This is a genomic window from Albimonas marina, assembly GCF_029223255.1.
Lineage (GTDB): Bacteria > Pseudomonadota > Alphaproteobacteria > Rhodobacterales > Rhodobacteraceae > Albimonas.
Window position 1 is genome coordinate 19,663 of sequence record NZ_JARHUC010000014.1, and the last position, 21,092, is coordinate 40,754.

16 protein-coding genes are annotated in these 21,092 nt (G+C 73.5%); 12 read left to right on the forward strand and 4 right to left on the reverse strand.

Going from position 1 to position 21,092, the window contains the following annotated elements:
* Nucleotides 1-103 precede the first annotated feature (103 nt).
* A complete protein-coding gene (locus P2H44_RS24970; protein WP_275768160.1) occupies nucleotides 104-1,306 on the forward strand; it encodes an acetyl-CoA C-acetyltransferase in 1,203 nt (400 codons plus the stop codon).
* A gap of 320 nt (nucleotides 1,307-1,626) precedes the next feature.
* Here the strand turns inward: P2H44_RS24970 and P2H44_RS24975 are convergent, their stop codons facing one another.
* Nucleotides 1,627-2,121 carry a hypothetical protein gene (locus P2H44_RS24975; RefSeq protein WP_275768162.1) on the reverse strand — a complete coding sequence of 165 codons (495 nt, stop codon included), beginning with the start codon at nucleotides 2,119-2,121 and terminating at the stop codon, nucleotides 1,627-1,629.
* A gap of 358 nt (nucleotides 2,122-2,479) precedes the next feature.
* On the opposite strand from P2H44_RS24975, the gene P2H44_RS24980 reads away from it, so the two are divergent.
* Nucleotides 2,480-3,358 carry an HpcH/HpaI aldolase/citrate lyase family protein gene (locus P2H44_RS24980; RefSeq protein ID WP_275768163.1) on the forward strand — a complete coding sequence of 293 codons (879 nt, stop codon included), beginning with the start codon at nucleotides 2,480-2,482 and terminating at the stop codon, nucleotides 3,356-3,358.
* Between the two features lie 330 nt (nucleotides 3,359-3,688).
* Here P2H44_RS24980 and P2H44_RS24985 read toward each other — a convergent pair whose 3' ends face one another.
* Nucleotides 3,689-4,105 (reverse strand): CAP domain-containing protein, encoded by a 417-nt coding sequence (locus P2H44_RS24985; RefSeq protein ID WP_275768165.1) that lies wholly within the window; start codon nucleotides 4,103-4,105, stop codon nucleotides 3,689-3,691.
* Nucleotides 4,106-4,225: 120 nt separating this feature from the next.
* Here P2H44_RS24985 and P2H44_RS24990 point away from each other — a divergent pair, with 120 nt between their 5' ends.
* The 4 genes from P2H44_RS24990 to P2H44_RS25005 all read left to right on the forward strand — a co-directional run bounded on the left by P2H44_RS24990 (nucleotide 4,226) and on the right by P2H44_RS25005 (nucleotide 8,345).
* A complete protein-coding gene (locus tag P2H44_RS24990; RefSeq protein WP_275768167.1) occupies nucleotides 4,226-5,377 on the forward strand; it encodes an ABC transporter substrate-binding protein in 1,152 nt (383 codons plus the stop codon).
* 311 nt (nucleotides 5,378-5,688) lie between these two features.
* A complete protein-coding gene (locus tag P2H44_RS24995; RefSeq protein ID WP_462976329.1) occupies nucleotides 5,689-6,594 on the forward strand; it encodes a branched-chain amino acid ABC transporter permease in 906 nt (301 codons plus the stop codon).
* Nucleotides 6,587-7,600: a branched-chain amino acid ABC transporter permease gene (locus P2H44_RS25000; protein ID WP_275768171.1), complete on the forward strand. Its 1,014-nt coding sequence runs from the start codon at nucleotides 6,587-6,589 to the stop codon at nucleotides 7,598-7,600. Before P2H44_RS24995 ends, P2H44_RS25000 begins: the two co-directional genes overlap by 8 nt.
* Nucleotides 7,593-8,345, forward strand: a complete 753-nt coding sequence (locus P2H44_RS25005; RefSeq protein ID WP_275768173.1) for an ABC transporter ATP-binding protein — start codon at nucleotides 7,593-7,595, stop codon at nucleotides 8,343-8,345. The genes P2H44_RS25000 and P2H44_RS25005 overlap by 8 nt, the downstream gene beginning before the upstream one ends.
* 31 nt (nucleotides 8,346-8,376) lie before the next feature.
* Here P2H44_RS25005 and P2H44_RS25010 read toward each other — a convergent pair whose 3' ends face one another.
* Entirely contained in the window at nucleotides 8,377-9,015 is a 639-nt protein-coding gene (locus tag P2H44_RS25010; RefSeq protein WP_275768175.1) for a DUF1285 domain-containing protein, read from the reverse strand.
* A 160-nt stretch (nucleotides 9,016-9,175) separates the two neighbouring features.
* Here P2H44_RS25010 and P2H44_RS25015 point away from each other — a divergent pair, with 160 nt between their 5' ends.
* The 5 genes from P2H44_RS25015 to P2H44_RS25035 all read left to right on the forward strand — a co-directional run bounded on the left by P2H44_RS25015 (nucleotide 9,176) and on the right by P2H44_RS25035 (nucleotide 16,851).
* On the forward strand, nucleotides 9,176-10,201 hold the full coding sequence (locus P2H44_RS25015; RefSeq protein WP_275768177.1) for an AAA family ATPase: 1,026 nt from the start codon (nucleotides 9,176-9,178) through the stop codon (nucleotides 10,199-10,201).
* Nucleotides 10,198-11,118, forward strand: a complete 921-nt coding sequence (locus P2H44_RS25020) for a DUF58 domain-containing protein (RefSeq protein ID WP_275768179.1) — start codon at nucleotides 10,198-10,200, stop codon at nucleotides 11,116-11,118. The genes P2H44_RS25015 and P2H44_RS25020 overlap by 4 nt, the downstream gene beginning before the upstream one ends.
* Nucleotides 11,119-11,227: 109 nt before the next feature.
* Nucleotides 11,228-14,101, forward strand: coding sequence for a DUF4159 domain-containing protein (locus P2H44_RS25025; protein WP_275768181.1), 2,874 nt, complete (start codon nucleotides 11,228-11,230; stop codon nucleotides 14,099-14,101).
* A gap of 43 nt (nucleotides 14,102-14,144) precedes the next feature.
* Complete coding sequence (locus P2H44_RS25030; protein ID WP_275768183.1) at nucleotides 14,145-16,268, forward strand: hypothetical protein; 2,124 nt, start codon at nucleotides 14,145-14,147, stop codon at nucleotides 16,266-16,268.
* 115 nt (nucleotides 16,269-16,383) lie between these two features.
* Nucleotides 16,384-16,851, forward strand: coding sequence for a DUF4279 domain-containing protein (locus tag P2H44_RS25035; RefSeq protein ID WP_275768185.1), 468 nt, complete (start codon nucleotides 16,384-16,386; stop codon nucleotides 16,849-16,851).
* A gap of 7 nt (nucleotides 16,852-16,858) precedes the next feature.
* On the opposite strand, the gene P2H44_RS25040 is transcribed toward P2H44_RS25035, so the two are convergent.
* The gene (locus P2H44_RS25040; protein WP_275768186.1) at nucleotides 16,859-17,335 is read right to left on the reverse strand and encodes a GNAT family N-acetyltransferase; all 477 of its coding nucleotides are present in this window, start codon (nucleotides 17,333-17,335) and stop codon (nucleotides 16,859-16,861) included.
* Between the two features lie 77 nt (nucleotides 17,336-17,412).
* Between P2H44_RS25040 and P2H44_RS25045 the strand changes: the two genes are divergently transcribed.
* Nucleotides 17,413-21,057 (forward strand): hydantoinase B/oxoprolinase family protein, encoded by a 3,645-nt coding sequence (locus P2H44_RS25045; RefSeq protein ID WP_275768187.1) that lies wholly within the window; start codon nucleotides 17,413-17,415, stop codon nucleotides 21,055-21,057.
* Nucleotides 21,058-21,092: the final 35 nt, after the last annotated feature.

The window sequence follows — 21,092 nt, forward strand, 5'->3', positions numbered from 1 at the left end:
GCAAACTCCCCTCGCGCCCGGCGGCGCGGGGGCGTAGGGTGTCGCCGCTTGCCTGCCGCCCGGCAGGACATCCGAGTCGACAAAACCCGTGGGAGAGACGCCCGTGACCCGTCGCGCCGCCATCGTCGCGCCCTTGCGCACCCCCATCGGCCGCTTCGGCGGCGCCTTCAAGGACCTGCCGGTCGAGGACCTGGGCGGCGCCGCCGCCCGCGCCGTCATCGCGCAGTCGGGCGTGGACCCGGCGCGCATCGACGACGTGGTCTTCGCCCAGTCCTACGCCAACTCCGAAACCCCCTGCACCGGCCGCTGGATCGCGCTCGCCGCCGGCCTGCCGGTGGAGGTCCCCGGCCTCCAGCTCGACCGCCGCTGCGGCGGCGGCCTGCAGGCCATCGCCACCGCCGCGATGATGGTCCAGACCGGCGCCTGCGACGCCGTTCTGGCGGGCGGCGTCGAGAGCATGAGCCGGATCGAGTACTATTCGACCGACATGCGCTGGGGCAAACGCGCGGGCACCGCGCAGTTCTACGACCGCCTCGACCGCGGCCGCGAACGCTCCCAGCCCGAGGATCGCTTCGGCAAGATCTCCGGCATGATCGAGACGGCCGAGAACCTGGCCCGCGACTACCAGATCGCGCGCGAGGACGCCGACGCCTTCGCCGCCGCCTCCCACGCCAAGGCCGACGCGGCCTGGCGCGAGGGCAAGTTCGACGGCGAGGTCATCCAGGTCGACGTGCCCCAGCGCAAGGGCGATCCGGTGAGCGTGACCCGCGACGAGGGCATCCGCCCCGAGGCCACGGCCGAGAGCCTGGGCAAGCTGCGCGCGATCATGAAGGGCGGCACGGTGACGGCGGGCAACGCCTCCCAGCAGAACGACGCCGCCGCCGCCTGCCTGGTGGTCGCCGAGGACAAGCTCGAGGAGCTGGGCCTGGAGCCGATCGCCTTCCTGACCGGCTGGGCCGCCGCAGGCTGCGAGCCCTCGCACATGGGCATCGGCCCGGCGCCGGCGACCAAGCGGGTGATGGAGCGCAACGGCCTGACGCTCGACCAGATGGACCTGATCGAGGTGAACGAGGCCTTCGCCTGCCAGGTCCTCTCGGTGCTGAAGGAGTGGGGGATGTCGGCCGACGACCCGCGCCTGAACGTGAACGGCTCGGGCATCTCGCTGGGCCACCCGATCGGCGCGACGGGCGTGCGGATCATGACCACGCTGCTGCACGAGATGAAGCGTCGGGGGGCGAAATACGGCCTCGAGACGATGTGTGTGGGCGGCGGCCAGGGCGTCGCGGCGATCTTCGAAGCCGCCTGAGGGCGAGCTCGATACGGAGACCGGAAAGGGCGGCCCCGGGGCCGCCCTTTCGCGTTGCGCGCCGGACTCCCGGGGACGGAGGCGCCCTGCGGGCGGGCTTGGCTGCGTCGCGCCGTCGGGGCCGGGGCGCCGGACCTGCCGGGCGCCGACCGACGATCGGCGTCCCGCAGCAGGGCCGCGCCGCGGTTGCGTCGGTCCGAGAGGCGGGGCGGTCGACCGGCCCTCGCCACCGGCCTAGCGTCGTCGACGCCGCAGCCCGGCGCGGGAGGGGGGCGTTCGCCGGACTCGGCCGGCCCGCGCCGGCTCCACCCGGGCGTCGGTCAGGCGGGATCGCCCACCGGCTCGGTCGCCTCGATCTCGGGCACGGCCCAGTTCTCGCCGGCCGCCACCAGGCAGGCGAGGCCGCTGGGCATCGACATGATGATGGTCCAGGAGCCGGTCTCGGACGAGGCGTAGACCTCGACCACCGACTGTCCGCGCTGCAGGCCGTAGCCGCGGCGCGTCTCCCCGTACTTGGCCTTCAGGCGCGAGACGACCTCCGCCCGCACGCCGCAGGTGGGGCCGCCCTGGGCGGGCGTCGCGGCCTGGGCGGCGGCGGGGAGCGGCGGCAGCGCCGCGCCCAGCGCGCCGAGGCACGCCAGCGCCAGGCCGGCCAGCGACAGGTCGAGGCGCGACCGGCCGGGCCGGGACAGGGCGCGCGGGGAGAGGGCAGGGCGCCGCCCGCCCCCGTGCGCGGGCGCGGGGCCCGCGGGGGCCTGCGCCGCGCCGGGTCGGAGGCGGGAGGGAGCGGGGCGGAGGTCGGCGTCGCGATCCATGGCATCACCTTTGCGCTGGGCGCCGGGCGCCGCCGGGGCCCGGACCCCCGAGCCGCCGACCGATCCGGCCGGGCGCCGGTGCTCGCGTCGACGGATCGGCCGCCGGAAGCGCCCCCCGCCCGAAGCGCCGCGGCCTGTCGCGGCGCCGGGAACGGGAGGCCGCCGATGCCGGCGACGGCCTTGACGCAACGATGCGCGCAAAGGACGAAAGCAAGGTTAACGCTGGGCCCGTCCCCGGCCGCGACGCCGCGAAAATTGCGCGCGATCCCCTCTCCGGGCCATCTTCTTGCGCAACCGCTCCGCGGACGATATCCCGCCGGGGTCGTTCCAACCCCTCGCCAGCGCTTCAGGAGCCTTCATGTCCGACCTCGCCCGCCCGCGCCGCTCCGTCCTCTACATGCCCGGCGCCAAGGCCCGCGCGCTGGAGAAGGCCCGCGGCCTGCCGGCCGACTCGCTGATCCTCGACCTCGAGGACGCCGTCGGCCCGACCGAGAAGGTCGCCGCCCGCGAGCTGGTGGTGCAGACCCTCAAGGACGGCGGCTTCGGCCTGCGCGAGGTGACCGTGCGCGTCAACGGCCTCGACACCGAGTGGGGCGAGGCCGACATCCGCGCCGTCGCCGCCATGGGCCCCGACGCGATCGTGGTCCCCAAGGTGAACGCCCCCGCCGACCTGCACGCGGTCGAGAAGCTGATGGACGAGGCCGGCGCCCCCGCCTCGACGAAGATCTGGGCGATGATGGAGACGCCGATCGGCATCCTCAACGCGAAGGAGATCGCCGCCGCCACCCCGCGCCTCGCCTGCTTCGTGATGGGCACCAACGACCTGGTCAAGGAGCTGGGCGCCCTGCACACCGAGGGCCGCGCCGAGGTGATGACCTCGCTCGGCTGGTGCCTGCTGGCGGCGCGCGCCCATGGGCTCGCGATCCTCGACGGGGTCTACAACGCCTACCAGGACGCCGAGGGCAACCGCGCGGCCTGCCGGATGGGGCGCGAGATGGGCTTCGACGGCAAGACCCTGATCCACCCCGCCCAGCTGGACATCGCCAACGAGGAATTCGGGCCCTCGGAGGCCGACGTCGAGCTCGCCCGGCGCCAGGTCGCGGCCTTCGAGGAGACGCGGGCCAAGGGCGAGGCGGTGGCGGTGGTCGACGGCAAGATCGTCGAGAACCTGCATGTCGAGACCGCCCAGAAGCTGATCGCGCAGGCCGAGGCCATCGCGAAGATGCAGGCGGGGTGAGGACCGGGCCGGGCGAGCCTCGCGAGGCGGGGCTCGCTCGGGATCTGCCCGGCTGCGCCGGGGCGCGGTTCCCGCGCAGGGCCGCTTCTGAACTCACCAAAGAACAGGGCCGCGCCTGTCCTTCGGATCCGTCCGTCGCTGAAGATGCCTGAGCGAGTCGGCGGGAGGGGTCAAGGACAAGCCCCGCCAAGAGGCGGGGTCGCTTCGCGATCCTGGACCCCTCCCGCCGACTCGCTCTTTACGGCATCAGCGACGGACGGCTCCGAAGAACAGGCGCTCCGCGGGGCCTGCGGGCGTCGCGCACGGCGCGCCTGGGGCGGGCGGTCCGCGTCAGAACTCGGCGGCGAAGACGGCGATCCACAGGCGCTGGTCGTCGGAGACGAGGCCGCGGCGGGGATAGCGCGCGGCGGCCGTGCCGATCAGCGTCGTCTCGGGGGAGAGGTTGTTGGCGCGATGGCCATCGGAGCCCTGCCAGGCCGCGACCGCGGCGGGCGCGTCGGGCTGGCCCATGGCGATGTTCTCGGCGGCGAGCCGCGGGCTGAGGCCCTGGCGCAGCACCCGCTCGAGCGGCAGCGAGCCGTCGGAGCCGGCATGGTCGAAGGCGCCGTTGCTCAGAAGGTCCGCGGCATGGGCCAGCGCGGCCGCGGTCAGCGCGGGATGGGGGGCGAGCGGGGGCAGCCCGGCCTCGGCCCGCGCGGCGTTCACGCCCTCGATCAGCGCGGGGCAGGGGCGGGGGGGCTCGCTCATCGCCGGGGGGCCGCGGGGCGGGCGTTTCGCGCGCGGGCGCCGAGGGGGCCTTTCCCTGCCGGGCGCGGCGATGCATTCTGCGCCCAAATCGAAACCGACGGGGAACCAGGGGACCACTCCATGAAGCGCACTTTCCTTTCCGCGGCCGTGGCCGCGCTGATGGCGGCCTCGACCGTCGCGACCGGCGCCGCGGCCGAGACCAAGATCGGCATGATCACCACGCTCTCGGGCGGCGGCTCGCACCTGGGCATCGACGCCCGCGACGCCTTCATGCTCGCCATCGAGGAGGCCGGCAACCCCGAGGTCGTGGTGATCGAGAAGGACGACGCCCAGAAGCCGGACGTCGCCAAGAGCCTGGCCGACGAGCTGATCCAGAAGGACAAGGTCGACGTCCTGACCGGCATCATCTGGTCGAACCTCGCCATGGCGGTGGTGCCCGGGACCGTGCGCCAGGGCGTGTTCTACGTCTCGGTCAACGCCGGCCCCTCCGCGCTGGCGGGCAAGGGCTGCCACGAGAACTACTTCAACGCCGCCTACCAGAACGACAACCTGCATGAGGCGATGGGCGCCTACATGAAGGAGCAGGGCTTCAAGAAGCCCTTCATCGTCGCCCCCAACTACCCCGCCGGCAAGGACAGCCTGACCGGGTTCAAGCGCCTCTACGAGGGCGAGCCGGTGGCCGAGATCTACACGCAGCTCGGCCAGACCGACTACGCGGCCGAGATCGCGCAGATCCGCGCCTCGGGGGCGGATTCGGTGTTCTTCTTCCTGCCCGGCGGCATGGGCATCGCCTTCATGAAGCAGTACGCGGGCGCGGGCGTGGACATCCCCGTCTTCGGCCCCGCCTTCTCCTTCGACGAGGTGATCCTGGGCGCCGTGGGCGACGCGGCCATCGGCGTGAAGAACACCGCCGAGTGGAGCCATGACCTCGACATCGCCAAGTCGAAGGCCTTCGTCGAGGCGTTCAAGGCCAAGTACGGCCGCACGCCGACGATCTACGCGGCCCAGAGCTACGACGCGGCCAACCTGATCCTGTCGGCCATCGCCAAGGCCGATCCCAAGACCGACCCCGACGGGTTCCGCGCGGCGCTGAAGGCGGCGGAGTTCGACTCGGTGCGCGGCGACTTCAAGTTCGGCAACAACAACCACCCCATCCAGGACATCTACGTCCGCGAGGTGGTCGCCGGCGAGGGCAAGCCCACCAACAAGGTGATCGGCGTCGCGGTGAAGCAGCGCCAGGACGTCTACGCCGCCGAGTGCGACCTGAAGTGAAGCCGATCGCCGGGGGCGCCGACGCGGGCGCCTCCGGCGAGCCTTCCGCAGGCGCCGCTTCGCGGCGCATCGCCGCCCACAGGGCGGCCTGATCTCCGGCCCGCGCCGCGCAGCGGCGCGATCCCGCCCGAAGGGCGGCTCCCCCATCGCGGAACCGTCGCGCCGGCGGTCTCTCGCCCCCCCCTCCGCCGGCCTCGCTCCGCCAGGGCCCGGCGCCTCCCGTCCGCAGGACGAGACGCCGCGCAGCGGCGCCTGCGTCCGCCCTCCCTGATCCCGACCTCGACCGCGGAGACCCGGTGACCCTCGCCCTGATGATCGAGCAGCTGCTGAACGGGGTTCAGCTCGGCGTGATGCTGTTTCTCGCCGCCGCGGGCCTGACGCTGGTGTTCGGCGTGATGGGGCTGATCAACCTCGCTCACGGCTCGCTCTACATGACCGGCGCCTTCGTCTGCGCCTGGGTGGCGGGGAGCACGGGCAGCTTCTGGCTGGGGCTGGTCGCAGGCGCCCTGGCCGCCGCCGCGGCGGGCGCGGTGGTCGAAGTGCTGGTGCTGCGCCGCCTCTACGACCGCGACCACCTCGACCAGGTGCTGGCGACCTTCGCGCTGATCCTGATCTTCTCCGAGGGGGCGCGCTGGATCTTCGGCCCGCAGCCCCTGTGGCTGGACGTGCCGGCCGCCCTTCAGGGCGCCGTGGCGCTGCCCGGGGGCGCGGCCTACCCGGTCTATCGCCTCGCCATCATCGGGGCCGGCATCGCCGCGGCGGTCCTGCTGTGGCTGCTGATCTCGCGCACCCGCATGGGCATGCGGATCCGTGCGGGCGAAAGCGACCGGGAGATGATCGGCGCGCTGGGGGTGAACATCGCCGTCCTCTACACCGCCGTCTTCGCGCTGGGGGCGGGGCTCGCGGGCTTCGCCGGCGCCTTGGTCGGCGCGCTGCAGTCGGTGCAGGTGGGGATGGGCGAGCCGGTGCTGATCCTCGCCTTCGTGGTCATCGTCATCGGCGGCATCGGCTCGATCAAGGGCGCGCTCGTGGGCGCGCTGCTGGTGGGCGTGGTCGACACGCTGGGCCGCGTCTTCCTGCCGATGGGCTTCGCGGCCTTCCTGCCGCCCTCCGAGGCGTCGGGCGTCGGCGCCGCCGTCGCCTCGCTCCTGATCTACCTGCTGATGGCCGGCGTGCTGGTCGTGCGGCCCAAGGGACTCTTTCCGGCTGATGGCTGAGACCGCGATCCCCCACGCCCCCGCCGCCTGGCGCGAGCCGTTGGTCAGCCTCGCGCTGCTGGCCGCCCTGGCGGGCTTCGCCGTCTGGGCGGACGCGGCCGGCGAGCCTTATTACGTGAACCTCGCGTCGCGCATCGCCATCCTCGCCATGGCCGGCGTGGGGCTGAACCTGGCGCTGGGCTTCGGGGGCATGGTCAGCTTCGGTCACGCCGCCTTCTTCGGCCTGGGCGGCTACGCCGCCGGCATCGCCGCCCACCACGCGATGAACTACGAGCCGGTGTTCTCCTGGCCCTTCGTGCTCGAGGCCTCGGACCAGATGCCGCCGATCTGGCTGGCGGGGATGGCGATGGCGGGGCTGGCGGGGCTCGCCATCGGGGCGCTGTCGCTGCGCACCTCGGGCGTCTACTTCATCATGATCACGCTCGCCTTCGCGCAGATGGTCTACTACTTCGCCGTCTCCTGGCCCGCCTACGGGGGGGAGGACGGGCTCTCGATCTACGTGCGCAACGGGTTCCCCGGGCTCGACAGCTACGATCCGCTGACCTTCTTCGCGCTGGCCTTCGCGGGGCTGCTCGCGACGATGGCGATCACCCGGGCGCTGATGTCCTCGCGCTTCGGCGCGGCGCTGACCATGGCGCGGCTGAACGAGACGCGCCTCGCCACCGCCGGCATCCGCCCCTTCCCGATCCGCCTGACCGCCTTCGCGATCTCGGCCGTCATGACCGGCTGGGCGGGGGCGCTCTACGCCGACCTCAACGGCTTCGTCTCGCCCACCATGTTGTCCTGGCACATGTCGGGCGAGCTGATCGTGTTCTGCATCCTGGGCGGCGTCGGGCGCCTGGCGGGCCCCGTCGCCGGCGCCGCCGCCTGGGTCCTGCTCGAGACCTTCCTGGGCGGCGCGACCGAGCGCTGGCCCTTCTTCCTGGGCCTCGCCCTGCTGGCGGTGGTGCTGTTCTTCCGCGGCGGCATCGTCGGCGCCCTCGCCGGGAGGCGCCGCGATGGCTGAGCCCGCCCCCGCCCTCGCCGTCCACGGACTGCGCAAGGCCTTCGGCGGCCTGACCGCCACCGACGACGTGAGCCTCGACCTGCGCCCGGGCGAGATCCACGCCCTGATCGGCCCCAACGGGGCGGGCAAGTCCACGCTGATCGGCCAGATCGCCGGCTGGATCGCCCCCGACGCGGGGCGGATCGAGCTGGGCGGGCGGGACGTCACCGCGCTCGACGTCGCGGCCCGCGCGCGCAGGGGGCTGGGGCGCAGCTTCCAGGTCTCGTCGCTGGCCGCCCCCCTCTCGGCCCGGCGCAACGCGATGATCGCGGCGCAGGCGCGCCAGGGCTCCAGCTTCCGCTTCCTGCGCCCCGTCGCCTGGGACCGCGCCCTGCGCGAGGCCGCCGACGCCGCGCTCGACCGGGTGGGCCTCCTCGCCCGCGCCGGGGTCCCCGCCGCCGAGCTCTCCCACGGCGAGCGTCGCCTGCTCGAGGTCGCCTGCGCCCTCGCCCTCGGTCCGAAGGCCCTGCTGCTGGACGAGCCGATGGCGGGCCTGGGCATGGAGGGGTCCGCCCAGCTCGGCGACCTGCTCGAGACGTTGAAGACCGAGGCGCCGATCCTGCTGGTCGAGCACGACATGGACGCGGTCTTCCGCCTCGCCGACCGCATTTCGGTGCTGGTGGCGGGCCGGGTGATCGCCTCGGGCTCGGTCGAGGAGATCCGCGCCGACGCCGAGGTGCGCCGCGCCTACCTCGGCGAGGACTGAGCCGACCCGGCGGGGCGGGGCAGGGGGGGGCCTACTCCGGCAGCTCCGCCGAGGGGATCACGGGGAAGAACTCGCCGCCCGAGCGGACGCCGAACCAGCTTTCGCCCTCCACCTCCCGGTGCTCGCAGATGTCGACCAGCCGGTAGAAGCTCTTGCGGTCGATCAGCGCCTCGAGGTTCGCGCGAACGTGGACGTAGGGGCTGGGCTCGCCGGTCTCGGGGTCGCGGGCGACGCGGATCGGGTGCTCGGGGCCGGCCTGCGTCTCGTCCTCGACGTTGGTGACGAAGGTCAGCGCCTGGTCGGGGCCGCCGGGATCGGCGACGCGGAAGTCGACCGCCACGAAAGGCGCGTCGTCGACCGTGATCCCGACCTTCTCGACCGGGGTGACGAGGAAGTACTTGTCGTCGTCCTTGCGCAGGACGCTCGCGAACAGCTTCACCAGCGCCGGCCGCCCGATCGGGGTGCCCAGGTACCACCAGGTCCCGTCGCGGGCGATCCGCATGTCGAGGTCGCCGCAGAACGGCGGGTTCCACAGGTGCACCGGGGCCGGGCCGCGCTTCTTGCCCAGGGTCTGGATCGATTTGGCCAGCCCATCCGCATTCGGGGCCGCCGCGCCTTCCGCGGCGTCCGATGACGGGCGGCTCGCGAGGTCTTGATCCGTCTCGGCCATGGTTCTCCTCCCGTTCGGGTCGCCGCGGCGCCGGCGCTCTTGGACAAGCTAGGTCCGACGCTTACTCTTTTCAAAGGATGTCGCGTGAGGATGCCGAATCCTTCGCGGCGCTGCGGACCGTGCGCCCCGCGCCGGCGCGCCCCCAGAACGGAGAGGCTCCATGACCGACGCTCCCGCCCCCGAGACCGCCGGCGACCTCCTCGCCGAGATCGAGGCGCTGGGCGCCACCCTGGCCCGTGCGCGCGAGCAGATCGGGCGACGGGTGATCGGGCAGGAGACGGTCGTGGACCTGACCCTGAACGCGCTCCTCTCCGGCGGCCACGGCCTGCTGGTCGGTGCGCCCGGCCTCGCCAAGACCCGCCTGGTCGAGACGCTGGGCCGGGTGATGGGCCTCGACGCCGCCCGCGTGCAGTTCACCCCCGACCTGATGCCCGCCGACATCCTCGGCGCCGAGGTGCTGGAGCAGGACGCCCACGGCGGGCGCGCCTTCCGCTTCATCCAGGGCCCGATCTTCTGCCAGCTGCTGATGGCCGACGAGATCAACCGCGCCTCGCCCCGCACCCAGTCCGCCCTGCTGCAGGCCATGCAGGAGAAGGAGGTGACGGTCGCCGGCGCCAACCGCCCGCTGCCCAAGCCCTTCCACGTGCTGGCCACCCAGAACCCGATCGAGCAGGAGGGCACCTATCCGCTGCCCGAGGCGCAGCTGGACCGTTTCCTCCTCCAGATCGACGTCGATTATCCCACGCTGGACGCCGAGCGGGCGATCCTGCTCGCCACCACCGGTCTCGACGACGCCGAGGCGCAGCCGGTCTTCGACGCCGCCTCCCTGATCGCCGCCCAGCGGCTGATCCGCCGGATGCCCGTGGGCGAGAGCGTGGTGGAGGCGATCCTCGCCCTCGTCCGACGCGCCCGTCCCGGGGAGCCGGAGGCGACCGCCGCGGTGGAGCGCGCCGTGGCCTGGGGCCCCGGCCCCCGCGCCGCCCAGGCGCTGATGATGGCGGTGCGCGCCAAGGCGGTGCTCGAGCAGCGCCTCGCCCCCTCCATCGCCGACGTCGCCGCGCTGGCGCGCCCGGCGCTGAAGCACCGCATGGCGCTGACCTTCGCCGCCAAGGCCGAGGGCCAGACGATCGAGGCCGTGATCGACGGGCTGGTCGCCGGCCTCCATGAACACGAGGCCGCCGCGTGAGCCGCGCCCCCGCGGCCTCTCCTCTTCCCGACCGGGGCAGCCCTGCCTGGCTGCGGCGCGACGCCGAGCAGATCTCCGGCGCCCTGCCGCCGCTGCTGGCGGAGGCCGAGCGGCTGGCCGCCTCGGTGGTCCCGGGCGTGCACGGGCGCCGCCGCTCCGGCCCCGGCGAGACCTTCTGGCAGTATCGCCAGGCCATGCCCGGCGACCCCGCGACCGCCATCGACTGGCGCCGCTCCGGCCGCTCCGACGCGCACTACATCCGGGAGATGGAGTGGGAGGCGGCGCAGACCGTCTCGATCTGGGCCGATCCGGCGCGCTCGATGGATTACGTCTCCGACCTCGCCCCCCGCACCAAGGGGGAGCGGGCGCGCCTGCTGGCGCTCGCGCTCGGCGTGCTGCTGACCCGGGGCGGGGAGCGCACGAGCCTGCTGGGCACCCAGGCCGAACGCCCCGCCACCGGCGAGCCGCAGCTGATGCGCATGGCGCTGGAGCTGTCGCGTACCGGACCCGAGGACATCCGTCCCGACTTCGGCGCGCCGCCGCGCACCGCGCTCGCGGCCGGGGGCAAGGCGGTGTTCCTCTCCGACTTCATGGGCCCGCGCGAAGACATCTTCCCCGCCCTTCTCCACGCGGCCGAGCGGGGCGTCTCGGGCGCCTACGTCCAGATCGTCGACCCGGCGGAAGAAAGCTTCCCCTTCGACGGCCGCCTCGTCCTGCGCTCCCTCGGCGGCACGGTCGAGTTCGAGACCCACCGCGCCCGCGGCCTGCGCGAGGCCTACCTGGAGCGGCTCGCCGAACGCCGCGCCGACCTGATGGACACCGCCCGAAGCTGCGGCTGGCGCTGCCTGATCCACCGCACCGACGAGAGCCCGCGCAAGGCGCTGCTGTGGCTCTACGCCGCCATCGGCGCCGCATGAGGGCCGCGGCCGGCATAGCACGGGCCTCGCGCCGCGGGTCCGCGCCGTCCGGTCCGCTCGAACCGCTGAAACCCCAGGCGCGGCAGGCCCGCGCAAGAGGTGACCTGGAATGCTGAGCATCGGCTCGATCGCCTTCCTGAACCCCTGGCTGCTGCTGGGCCTCGCGGCGCTGCCGGCGCTGTGGTGGCTGCTGCGCGCCACCCCGCCCGCGCCCCGGCGGATCAGCTTCCCCGGCGTGCGCCTGCTGCTCGGCCTCCAGGACCCCGAGCGGATGCCGGATCGCACGCCCTGGTGGCTGCTGCTGCTGCGGCTGCTGGCGGTCGCGGCCGCCATCCTCGCCTTCGCCCGCCCGGTCGAAAACCCGACGCGCGACTTCGGCGGCGACGGCGCGCTGGTGGTTGCGCTCGACGGCGGCTGGGCCTCCGCCCCCGACTGGGAGGCGCGCCGCGCCCGCGCCCTCGAGGCGCTGGAGCAGGCCGAGCGCGCCGGCCGTCCCGCCGTGCTGATCAACCTCGCCGAGCCGATGCCCGGCGGCGAGCCGCCCGCCGCCCGCCCCGCCGGCGACTGGCGCGGCGCGGTCGAGGCGATGGTCCCCCGCCCCTGGGCCCCCGACCGCGACGCCTTCGCCGACGCGGTCGAGGCGCTGGACGAGACGCTCGGCGGATTCGAGACGCTGTGGCTGACCGACGGCCTCTCCCACGGCGACGCGGGCGACCTGGGCGAGCTGCTGACCGACGCCGGCCCGCTGACCGTGGTCGGCCCCGACCGCCTCGCCCTCGCGCTTCGCCCGCCGCGGCTGGAGGGGGGCGCGCTGGTCGCGACCGCCCTGCGCGCCGATCCCGCCGCCGGCCCCCGCACGGTGACCGCCGCCGCCATCGGCCGGGGCCCCGAGGGGGCCGAGCGACGCCTGGCCGTGGCCGAGGCCGATTTCCCCGAAGGCGCCTCGACCGTCGACCTCGCCTTCGACCTGCCGCTGGAGCTGCGCAACCAGGTCGAGCGGGTGGCGATCCTGGGCGAGCCCTCCGCAGGCGGCGTGGCGCTCGCCGACGACGCGGTGCGCCGCAAGCGCGTGGGCCTGATCTCGGGCGAGGACGACGCCGGCTCGCGCCCGCTGACCTCCTCGCTGCACTACCTGCGCAAGGCGCTGGAGCCGACGGCCGAGGTGGTCGAGGGCTCGCTCGACGAGATCATCGAGGCGCGCCCCGACGCCATCATCCTGGCCGACCTCGGCGTGATGACCGACGCCCAGCGCGAGGCGCTGACCGAATGGATGGACGAGGGCGGCCTGCTGGTCCGCTTCGCCGGGGCCCGCACCGCGCGGGCCGAGACCGAGGCGCTGCGCGACGCGGCCTCGGGCGGCCCGACGGGGGAGGATCCGCTGCTTCCCGTGCGCCTGCGCGCGGGCGGCCGCGCCGTGGGCGGCGCGATGTCGTGGGAGGCGCCGCAGGGCGTGCGCCCCTTCGCCGAGACCTCGGTCTTCGCGGGCCTGCCCGTGCCCCCCGACGTGACCGTGCGCCGGCAGGTGCTGGCCCAGCCGGGCCCCGACCTCGCCGAACGCACCCAGGCCGCGCTCGCCGACGGCACGCCGCTCGTCACCGCCGCCGACCGCGGCGACGGGCGCGTGGTGCTGTTCCACGTCACCGCCAACGCGGAGTGGTCCTCGCTGCCCCTCTCCGGCCTCTTCGTGCAGATGCTGGAGCGGCTGGCGCTCGCCGCCTCCGTCTCCCCCGACGCGACGCTGGAGCAGCTGGAGGGCGCGGTCTGGACGCCGGTCACCGTGCTCGACGGCTACGGCCGCCCCGCCGACCCGGGCCGCCTGCGCGGCGTGCAGGGCGCCCGGCTGGCCGAGGCCCGCCCCGGCCCCGACGCGCCCCCGGGCGTCTGGCGCGCGGGCGAGCGGACGGTGGCGATCAACCTCTCCGACGCCGAGACCGAGCTGACCCCCGCGGACCCGCCCCCCGCCTCCGCACGGATCGAGAGCATGACCCGCGCGGTGGAGCGCGACTACAAGGGCGCGCTGCTCGCCGCCGCGCTGATCCTGCTCGCCATCGACGCGGTCGCGGCGCTGGCCGTCGCCGGGCGCCTGCGCCTGCCGCGCCGCGCCGCCGCCGGGATCGCGACGGTTCTCGCCGCGGGCCTGGTCCTCGCCGCGGGCCTGGTCCTCGCCGCCGGCGCCGCCCAGGCCCAGCAGGCCGGGGAGCGGGCGGTGCGCGATCCCGCGAGCCCCGCCGCCGACGCCAAGGCGCTGGCCGCGACGCTCGACACCGTGCTCGCCTACGTGATCACCGGCGATCCCCAGATCGACGCGATCTCCGAGGCGGGGCTCAGGGGCCTGTCGCGGGTGCTGACCTCGCGCACCGCGGTCGAGCCCGCCGACCCGATCGGCGTCGACCTGGAAAGCGACGAGCTCGCCTTCTACCCGCTGCTCTACTGGCCCGTCGCCGCCGACATGGCCACGCCCTCGGACGCGGCCTACGCCAAGCTCAACCAGTTCACCCGCACCGGCGGCATGATCGTCTTCGACACCCGCGACGCGCATCTCGCCTCGGGCTTCGGCACCGGCACGCCGGAGGGGCGCGCCCTGCGCCGGCTCGCGGCGCCGCTCGACCTGCCGCCGCTGGAGCCCGCGCCCGCCGACCACGTGCTGACCCGCACCTTCTACCTCCTCCAGTCCTTCCCCGGCCGCTGGCGCGGCGGCGAGGTCTGGCTGGAGGCCGCGGCCGACGCGTCCGAGACCGACGGCGCCCCGTTCCGCCACCTCAACGACGGCGTCTCGCCGGTGGTGATCGGGGCGGCGGACTGGGCCGCGGCCTGGGCGGTGGACGACGCCGGCCAGTTCATGATCCCCGTCGGCCGCGACGGCGGCCGGCAGCGGGAGATGGCCTTCCGCTTCGGCGTGAACCTGGTGATGTACGTGCTGACCGGCAGCTACAAGTCCGACCAGGTGCACGTGCCCGCCCTGCTCGAGCGGCTGGGCAACTGATGGCGCCCCCGATCCCGCCCCGGATGCAGGAGACGACCCGCGCATGAACGCCGAGATCGACTTCGCCCCCCTGCTGCCGCTGGAGTGGCTGGCCGCGCTCGCCGCGCTGTCGCTGGCCGCGGTGGCCCTGTCGCTGGTCCTGCGCTCCCCCGGCTGGGCGCTGCGCGGGCTGGCGGCGCTGGCGCTGCTGGCAGCCCTCGGCAACCCGTCCCTGACGCAGGAGCTGCGCGACCCGCTGCCCGACGTGGCCCTGGTGGTGATCGACGAGAGCGCCTCGAACGCCATCGACGGCCGCGACGACCAGACCGCGCAGGCGGAGGAGGAGCTTCAGGCCGCCCTCGAGACCCTCGCCCGCGACCCCGACGCGCCGATGGAGATCCGCACCGTGCGCGTCGCCCGCCGCGGCGAGAGCGTGGAGGACGCCGACCAGGGCACCCGCCTGCTCACCGCGCTGGAGACCGCGGCGGCCGAGGTCGCGCCCGACCGCATCGCCGGCGCGGTGCTGGTCACCGACGGCCAGGCACATGACGCGGACCTCTTCGCGAACTTCCCCGCCCCCGTCCACGTCCTGCTGACCGGCCACGAGGGGGAATGGGACCGCCGCCTCGCCCTCCAGACCGCGCCCGCCTTCGGCATCGTGGGCGAGGAGGTGGACGTCGCCTTCCGCGTCGAGGCGCTGGGCGACGCCCCCGAGGAGGCGACCCGCTTCGCGCGCGTCGAGGTGCGCATCGACGGGCGCATCCACACCGTGATCGACGCGCCGGTGGGCCAGACCGCCACCCTGCCGATCCCCATCAAGCACGGCGGCTCGAACGTCGTGTCCCTCTCGGTCGCGATGCGCGAGGGCGAGCTGACCGACCGCAACAACGCCGCCGTCTTCGCCGTGAACGGCGTGCGCGACCGCCTGCGGGTGCTGCTGGTCTCGGGCGAGCCGCATCCGGGCGAGCGGACCTGGCGCAACCTCCTGAAGGCCGACCCCTCGGTCGATCTCGTGCACTTCACCATTCTGCGGCCCCCCACCAAGCAGGACGGGGTGCCGGTCTTCGAGCTCTCGCTGATCTCGTTCCCCACGCGGGAGCTGTTCATGCAGAAGGTCGACGAGTTCGACCTGATCATCTTCGACCGCTACCGCCGCCGCGGCGTGCTGCCCAACGCCTATATCGAGAACGTCGCCCGCTACGTGCGCGACGGCGGCGCGATTCTGATCGCCTCGGGCCCCGCCTTCGCAGGGGTCGAGAGCCTCTATCGCACGCCGCTGCGCTCGATCCTGCCCGGCCGGCCCACCGCCCGGATCTTCGAGCAGGGCTATCGCCCGCAGGTGACCGAGATCGGCGAGCGCCACCCCGTCACCGCGGGCCTGGTGCACGAGGCCGCGATCCAGCCCGCCCCCTCGGCCGAGGCCGCGGACGACGCCGAGGGCCCCACCTGGGGCCGCTGGTTCCGCCAGATCGAGCTGGAGGCGACCTCCGGCCAGACCGTGATGTCGGGCGCGGCGCAGGCGCCGCTCCTGATCCTCGACCGGGTGGGGGAGGGGCGGGTGGCCGCGCTGGCCTCCGACCACGCCTGGCTGTGGTCGCGCGGCTTCGAGGGCGGCGGGCCCCAGGCGGAGCTGCTGCGCCGCCTCGCCCACTGGCTGATGAAGGAGCCGGAGCTGGAGGAGGAGGCGCTGACCGCCGAGGTCCACGGCGCCGAGGTCACCGTCACCCGCCGCTCGGTCGAGACCACGCCCCAGCGGCTGACCGCCACCTCCCCCACCGGCGAGACGCAGGAGACCGCCTTCGTCGAGGTCGGCCCCGGCCGCTGGCAGGCGCAGATCCGCGCCGAGGAGCCGGGCCTGTGGACCCTGACCGACGGGGTCCTCGAAGGCGTCGCCGCCGTCGGCCCGCCGGCGCCCAAGGAGTTCGAGAACCCCGTCTCCACCGGCGCGGTGCTCGCCTCGCTGGTCGACGCCACCCGCGGGGGCGTCCTGCGCCTCGACGACGGCATGCCCGACCTGCGCCGCGTGCGCCCCGGGCGCACCGCGGCGGGCCGCGGCTGGATCGGCATGGCGCGGCAGGAGGCCTACGCCGTTCGCGACATCACCCTCACCCCGCTGGCGCCGGGCTGGCTGATGCTGCTGCTGGCGGCGGGGCTGGCGCTGGGGGCCTGGCGGATCGAGGGGCGCTGAGGGGGGCGTTGTCGGCAGGTCACGCGGGTCGCCTGGTTCCGGGATCCCGCGACGGAGCGTATGACGCCCGACCGGAATCGTGGCACAGGCATGCGCCGCAGTCCGAGGAGTCGCCGTGACCTCGCCGCCCGTCACCGACAGATTCTACGCGTATTTCCGCGTGGTCGATCCCTCGGATCCCGAGGAGATCACGCGCGTCCTGAAGATCGAGCCGGACAAGGTCTGGAAGCGGGGCGACACGTTCGAGGTGCAGGACCGCCTGCGCCGGCGGCGCGGCTCGCACTGGAGCATCGACAGCGGGCTGGACGACAGGCAGCCGCTGGACGATCACCTCGAGGCGCTCCTCTGGCGACTGGATCTGAAGCGCGACGCGCTGCTGGGTCTGTTGCCGCGCCACCGGCTGGAATTCGTGTGCGTGGCCCAGGTCTGGCAGGCGTTCTGCTGGGCGCCGAACTTCGACTTGCAGCGACGTGTGACCGATCTGGGGATCGGCTTCTGGTTCGACATCTATTCGCTCGGCGACATCCACGAGATCGTCTCGGACCTGCGCGAGCAGTTCTTCATGAAGGACATCGCGCGCTGAGGCCGCGTCAGAGGATCTTCTGCATCAGCACCAGGTCGTGCCAGAGGTCGAACTTCCAGCCGGCCTGGGGGATGCGGCCGACCTCGACGAAGCCCAGGCGCGCGTGGAAGGCGATCGAGACGGCGTTGGTCGCGGTGATCGCGCCGATCAGGCTGTGCACCTCGGTCGGGCGCAGGGCGTCGAACAGCGCCTCCATCAGCGGGCGGCCGAGGCCGCGGCCGCGGCCTTCGGGGCCCAGGTTGATCGAATGCTCGAAGGTGCGCCGGTAGCCCAGGCCCCCGCGGAACTGGTGGGCGGAGGCGAAGCCGAGCAGCCGCTCCCCCTCGAACGCCCCCAGCGCGGGGCCGGGCGCCGATAGCCAGGCGCGCAGGTCGTCGAGCGTCTTTTCCACCGGATTGAAGGTGATCGCGGTGTCGCGGATGATCGGGTTCCAGATCTCCGCCACCGCCCCCAGATCGCCCTCGCTCAGCGCCCTGATTTCCATGCCCCTCGCCCGCCCGCGGTTGCCTCCGTCCCAAACCCCCTTTACGCCTGCGGGATGGGCTGGTGAAGGAGGCATGGATGAGCCGGTGGGACTTCTGGATCGACCGCGGCGGCACCTTCACCGACGTGGTCGCCCGCGACCCCGACGGCGCGATCCATACCGCCAAGCTGCTCTCGGAAAATCCCGATCAGTATCCTGACGCGGCCCTCGAGGGGATCCGCCGGTTCCTGGGCCTCGGCTCCGACGAGGCGATCCCCGCGGCCCGCATCAACGCCGTGAAGATGGGCACCACGGTGGCCACCAACGCGCTGCTGGAGCGCAAGGGCGACCGCACCCTGCTGGTCATCACCAAGGGCCTGCGCGACCAGCTTCGGCTGGGCTACCAGAACCGCCCGCGCCTCTTCGACCGCCACATCGTGCTGCCCGAACTGCTCTACGAGCAGGTGGTTGAGGCCGACGAGCGGCTGCTGCCCGACGGCACGGTCGAGACCCCGCTGGACGAGGACGCCCTGCGCGCCGAGCTGGAGGCCGCGAAGGCCGATGGCATCGACGCGGTCGCCATCGTCTTCGTCCACGCCTATCGCCACCCCCAGCACGAGAAGCGCGCGGCGGAAATCGCGCGCGAGGTCGGCTTCGGCCAGGTCTCGGCCTCCCACGAGGTCAGCCCGCTGATGAAGATGGTCAGCCGCGGCGACACCACCGTGGTGGACGCCTACCTGAGCCCGATCCTGCGCCGCTACGTGGACCGCGTCGCCTCGGCCTTCGACCGGGTCGGGGAAGACGAAGGCGCCGAGGCGCTGGGCGGCAAACTGATGTTCATGATGAGCTCCGGCGGGCTGACCGACGCGACGCTCTTCCAGGGCAAGGACGCGATCCTCTCGGGCCCCGCAGGCGGCGTGGTGGGCGCGGTGCGCACCTCCGAGATCGCCGACGAGCGCAGGATCATCGGCTTCGACATGGGCGGCACCTCCACCGACGTGTGCCACTACGCCGGCGAGTTCGAACGCGTGCTGCACACCGAGGTCGCGGGCGTGCGCCTGCGCGCCCCGATGATGCACATCCACACCGTCGCCGCCGGCGGCGGCAGCCTGCTGCAGTACAAGGACGGCCGCCTGCAGGTGGGCCCCGAGAGCGCCGGCGCGTATCCCGGCCCCGCCTGCTACGGCAACGGCGGCCCGCTGGCCGTCACCGACGCCAACGTCATGGTCGGCAAGCTGAAGCCGGAGTTCTTCCCCTCGATCTTCGGCCCCAACGCCGACCAGCCCCTGGACGCCGCCGCCACGCGGAAGAAGTTCGAGGAGATGGCCGAGGAGGTCGGACGCACCCCCGAGGAGCTCGCCGACGGCTTTCTGCGCATCGCCTGCGAGAACATGGCGAATGCGGTGAAGACGATATCGGTCCAGCGCGGCCACGACGTCTCGAAGTACTGCCTCACCGTCTTCGGCGGCGCCGGGGCCCAGCACGCCTGCCGCATCGCCGACCTGCTGGGGATGGAGCGGGCGCTGATCCACCCGCTGGCCTCGCTGCTGTCGGCCTACGGCATGGGGCTCGCGGACATCCGCGCCTCCCGCCAGCAGGCGGTCGAGGCGCGCCTGACCCGCGAGACCCGCCTGCAGGCCGCCGCCGACCTCGACCGCATGTCGATGATCGTGGGCGGCGAGGTCGAGAAGCAGGGCGTGAACCCCAAGGAGATCACCTACCACCCCCGCCTGCTGCTGAAGGTCGAGGGCACCGACACCGCCATCGAGATCCCGCTGTCGACCGAGGGCGACATGCGCGAGGCCTTCGCCGAGGCCCACCGCCAGCGCTTCGGCTTCGATCCCGGCGACAAGCCCCTGGTGATCGAGGCGATCAGCCAGGAGGCCGTCGGCCGCGCCGCCGACCTCTCCGAACCCGCCCACGAGACCGCCGAGCGCGACGAGACCGCCTTCCCCACCGCGCTGGAGGGCGAGTTCTTCTCCGAAGGCGAGTGGCGGAAAGCCCGCTACGTGAAGCGCGAGGAGATGCGCCCCGGCGACGTCCTCACCGGCCCCGCGGTGCTGGTCGAGCCCCACACCTCGATCGTGATCGAGGACGGCTGGCAGGCCCGCATCACCGCCCATGACCACGTGAAGCTGTTCCGGATCAAGGCGAAGGCCCGCACCGAGGCCGCCGGCACCACCGCCGACCCGGTGCTGCTGGAGGTGTTCAACAACCTCTTCATGTCGATCGCCGAGCAGATGGGCGCGGTGCTCGAGAACACCGCCGCCTCCGTGACGATCAAGGAGCGGCTCGACTTCTCCTGCGCGGTCTTCGACGCCGAGGGCGACCTGATCGCCAACGCGCCGCACATGCCGGTGCACCTCGGTTCGATGGGCGCCTCGGTGAAGTCGATCATCGAGCAGAACCCGGTGATGAAGCCCGGCGACGTCTTCGTGCTGAACGCCCCCTACAACGGCGGCACGCACCTGCCCGATGTCACCGTGGTGACGCCCGTCTGGGACGAGACCGAGACCGAGATCGTCTTCTACACCTCCGCCCGCGGCCACCACACCGACATCGGCGGCCTGACGCCCGGCTCGATGCCCCCGGACAGCCGGCGGGTCGAGGAGGAGGGCGTGCTGATCGACAACTGGAAGCTCGTCGACCAGGGCGTGTTCCGGGAGGAGGAGACGCGCGCGCTGCTGATGTCGGGCGAATGGCCCTGCCGGGCGCCCGACACGAACATCGCCGACCTCAAGGCCCAGGTGGCCTCCTGCGAGAAGGGCGCGCGCGAGCTTCGCAAGATGGTCGCCCAGTTCGGCCGCGAGGTGGTCGACGCCTACATGCGCCACGTCCAGGACAACGCCGAGGAATGCGTGCGCCGGGCGATCGCGACGCTGAAGGACGCCGAGTACGTCTACCCGATGGACCCCGACTACGACGGCGAGCATCGCGAGATCCGGGTGAAGATCACCGTCGACGCCGAGAAGCGCGAGGCGACCGTCGACTTCACCGGCACCACCCACCAGATGGCGACCAACTACAACGCGCCCGAGCCGGTGACGCGCGCCGCGGTGCTCTACGTCTTCCGCCTGCTGGTCGAGGACTCGATCCCGATGAACGAGGGGGTGATGAAGCCCCTCAACGTGATCGTGCCGCCCCGCTCGATGATCCGGCCGGAGTATCCGGCGGCGGTGATCGCGGGGAACGTCGAGGTCTCCCAGGCGGTGACCTCCTGCCTGCTGCTGGCGCTGGGCGTGCAGGCGGCGGCCCAGTCGACGATGAACAACGTCACCTGGGGCAATGCGCAGTATCAGTATTACGAGACGGTCTGCGGCGGCTCCGGCGCGGGGCTCCTGAACGACGGGACCGGGCATCCGGGAACCTCGGGCGTGCACACGCACATGACCAACTCCCGCCTCACCGACCCCGAGGTGCTGGAATGGCGCTTCCCGGTGCTGCTGGAGGAGTTCTCGATCCGCCGCGGCTCCGGTGGGGCCGGGAAATTCCGCGGCGGCGACGGCACCCGGCGGCGGATCCGGTTCCTGGAGCCGATGACCGCCTCGATCCTCTCGGGCCACCGCGTCACGCCCCCGCCGGGGCTGATGGGCGGCGGGCCGGGGGCGCTGGGGCGCACGCGGATCGAGCGGGCGGACGGGACGGTCGACGAGCTCCGCTCGGCCGACAAGACCGAGATGGCGGCGGGCGACGTCTTCTGGCTCGACACGCCTTCGGGCGGGGGATGCCTGCCGGAGGAGTGACGCGAGCGATCGGTCTGCAGGCGCCCTGCGGGCGG

Excerpts from the sequence above, each read along its gene's own strand:
- P2H44_RS25015 (WP_275768177.1), top strand. The coding sequence starts at position 9,176 with ATGACCGACGCTCCCGCCCCCGAGACCGCCGGCGACCTCCTCGCCGAG.
- P2H44_RS24975 (WP_275768162.1), bottom strand. The coding sequence starts at position 2,121 with ATGGATCGCGACGCCGACCTCCGCCCCGCTCCCTCCCGCCTCCGACCC.
- P2H44_RS25010 (WP_275768175.1), bottom strand. The coding sequence starts at position 9,015 with ATGGCCGAGACGGATCAAGACCTCGCGAGCCGCCCGTCATCGGACGCC.
- P2H44_RS25000 (WP_275768171.1), top strand. The coding sequence starts at position 6,587 with ATGGCTGAGACCGCGATCCCCCACGCCCCCGCCGCCTGGCGCGAGCCG.
- P2H44_RS25025 (WP_275768181.1), top strand. The coding sequence starts at position 11,228 with ATGCTGAGCATCGGCTCGATCGCCTTCCTGAACCCCTGGCTGCTGCTG.
- P2H44_RS24995 (WP_462976329.1), top strand. The coding sequence starts at position 5,689 with ATGATCGAGCAGCTGCTGAACGGGGTTCAGCTCGGCGTGATGCTGTTT.
- P2H44_RS24990 (WP_275768167.1), top strand. The coding sequence starts at position 4,226 with ATGAAGCGCACTTTCCTTTCCGCGGCCGTGGCCGCGCTGATGGCGGCC.
- P2H44_RS25040 (WP_275768186.1), bottom strand. The coding sequence starts at position 17,335 with ATGGAAATCAGGGCGCTGAGCGAGGGCGATCTGGGGGCGGTGGCGGAG.
- P2H44_RS25030 (WP_275768183.1), top strand. The coding sequence starts at position 14,145 with ATGAACGCCGAGATCGACTTCGCCCCCCTGCTGCCGCTGGAGTGGCTG.
- P2H44_RS24985 (WP_275768165.1), bottom strand. The coding sequence starts at position 4,105 with ATGAGCGAGCCCCCCCGCCCCTGCCCCGCGCTGATCGAGGGCGTGAAC.
- P2H44_RS25045 (WP_275768187.1), top strand. The coding sequence starts at position 17,413 with ATGAGCCGGTGGGACTTCTGGATCGACCGCGGCGGCACCTTCACCGAC.
- P2H44_RS25005 (WP_275768173.1), top strand. The coding sequence starts at position 7,593 with ATGGCTGAGCCCGCCCCCGCCCTCGCCGTCCACGGACTGCGCAAGGCC.
- P2H44_RS24980 (WP_275768163.1), top strand. The coding sequence starts at position 2,480 with ATGTCCGACCTCGCCCGCCCGCGCCGCTCCGTCCTCTACATGCCCGGC.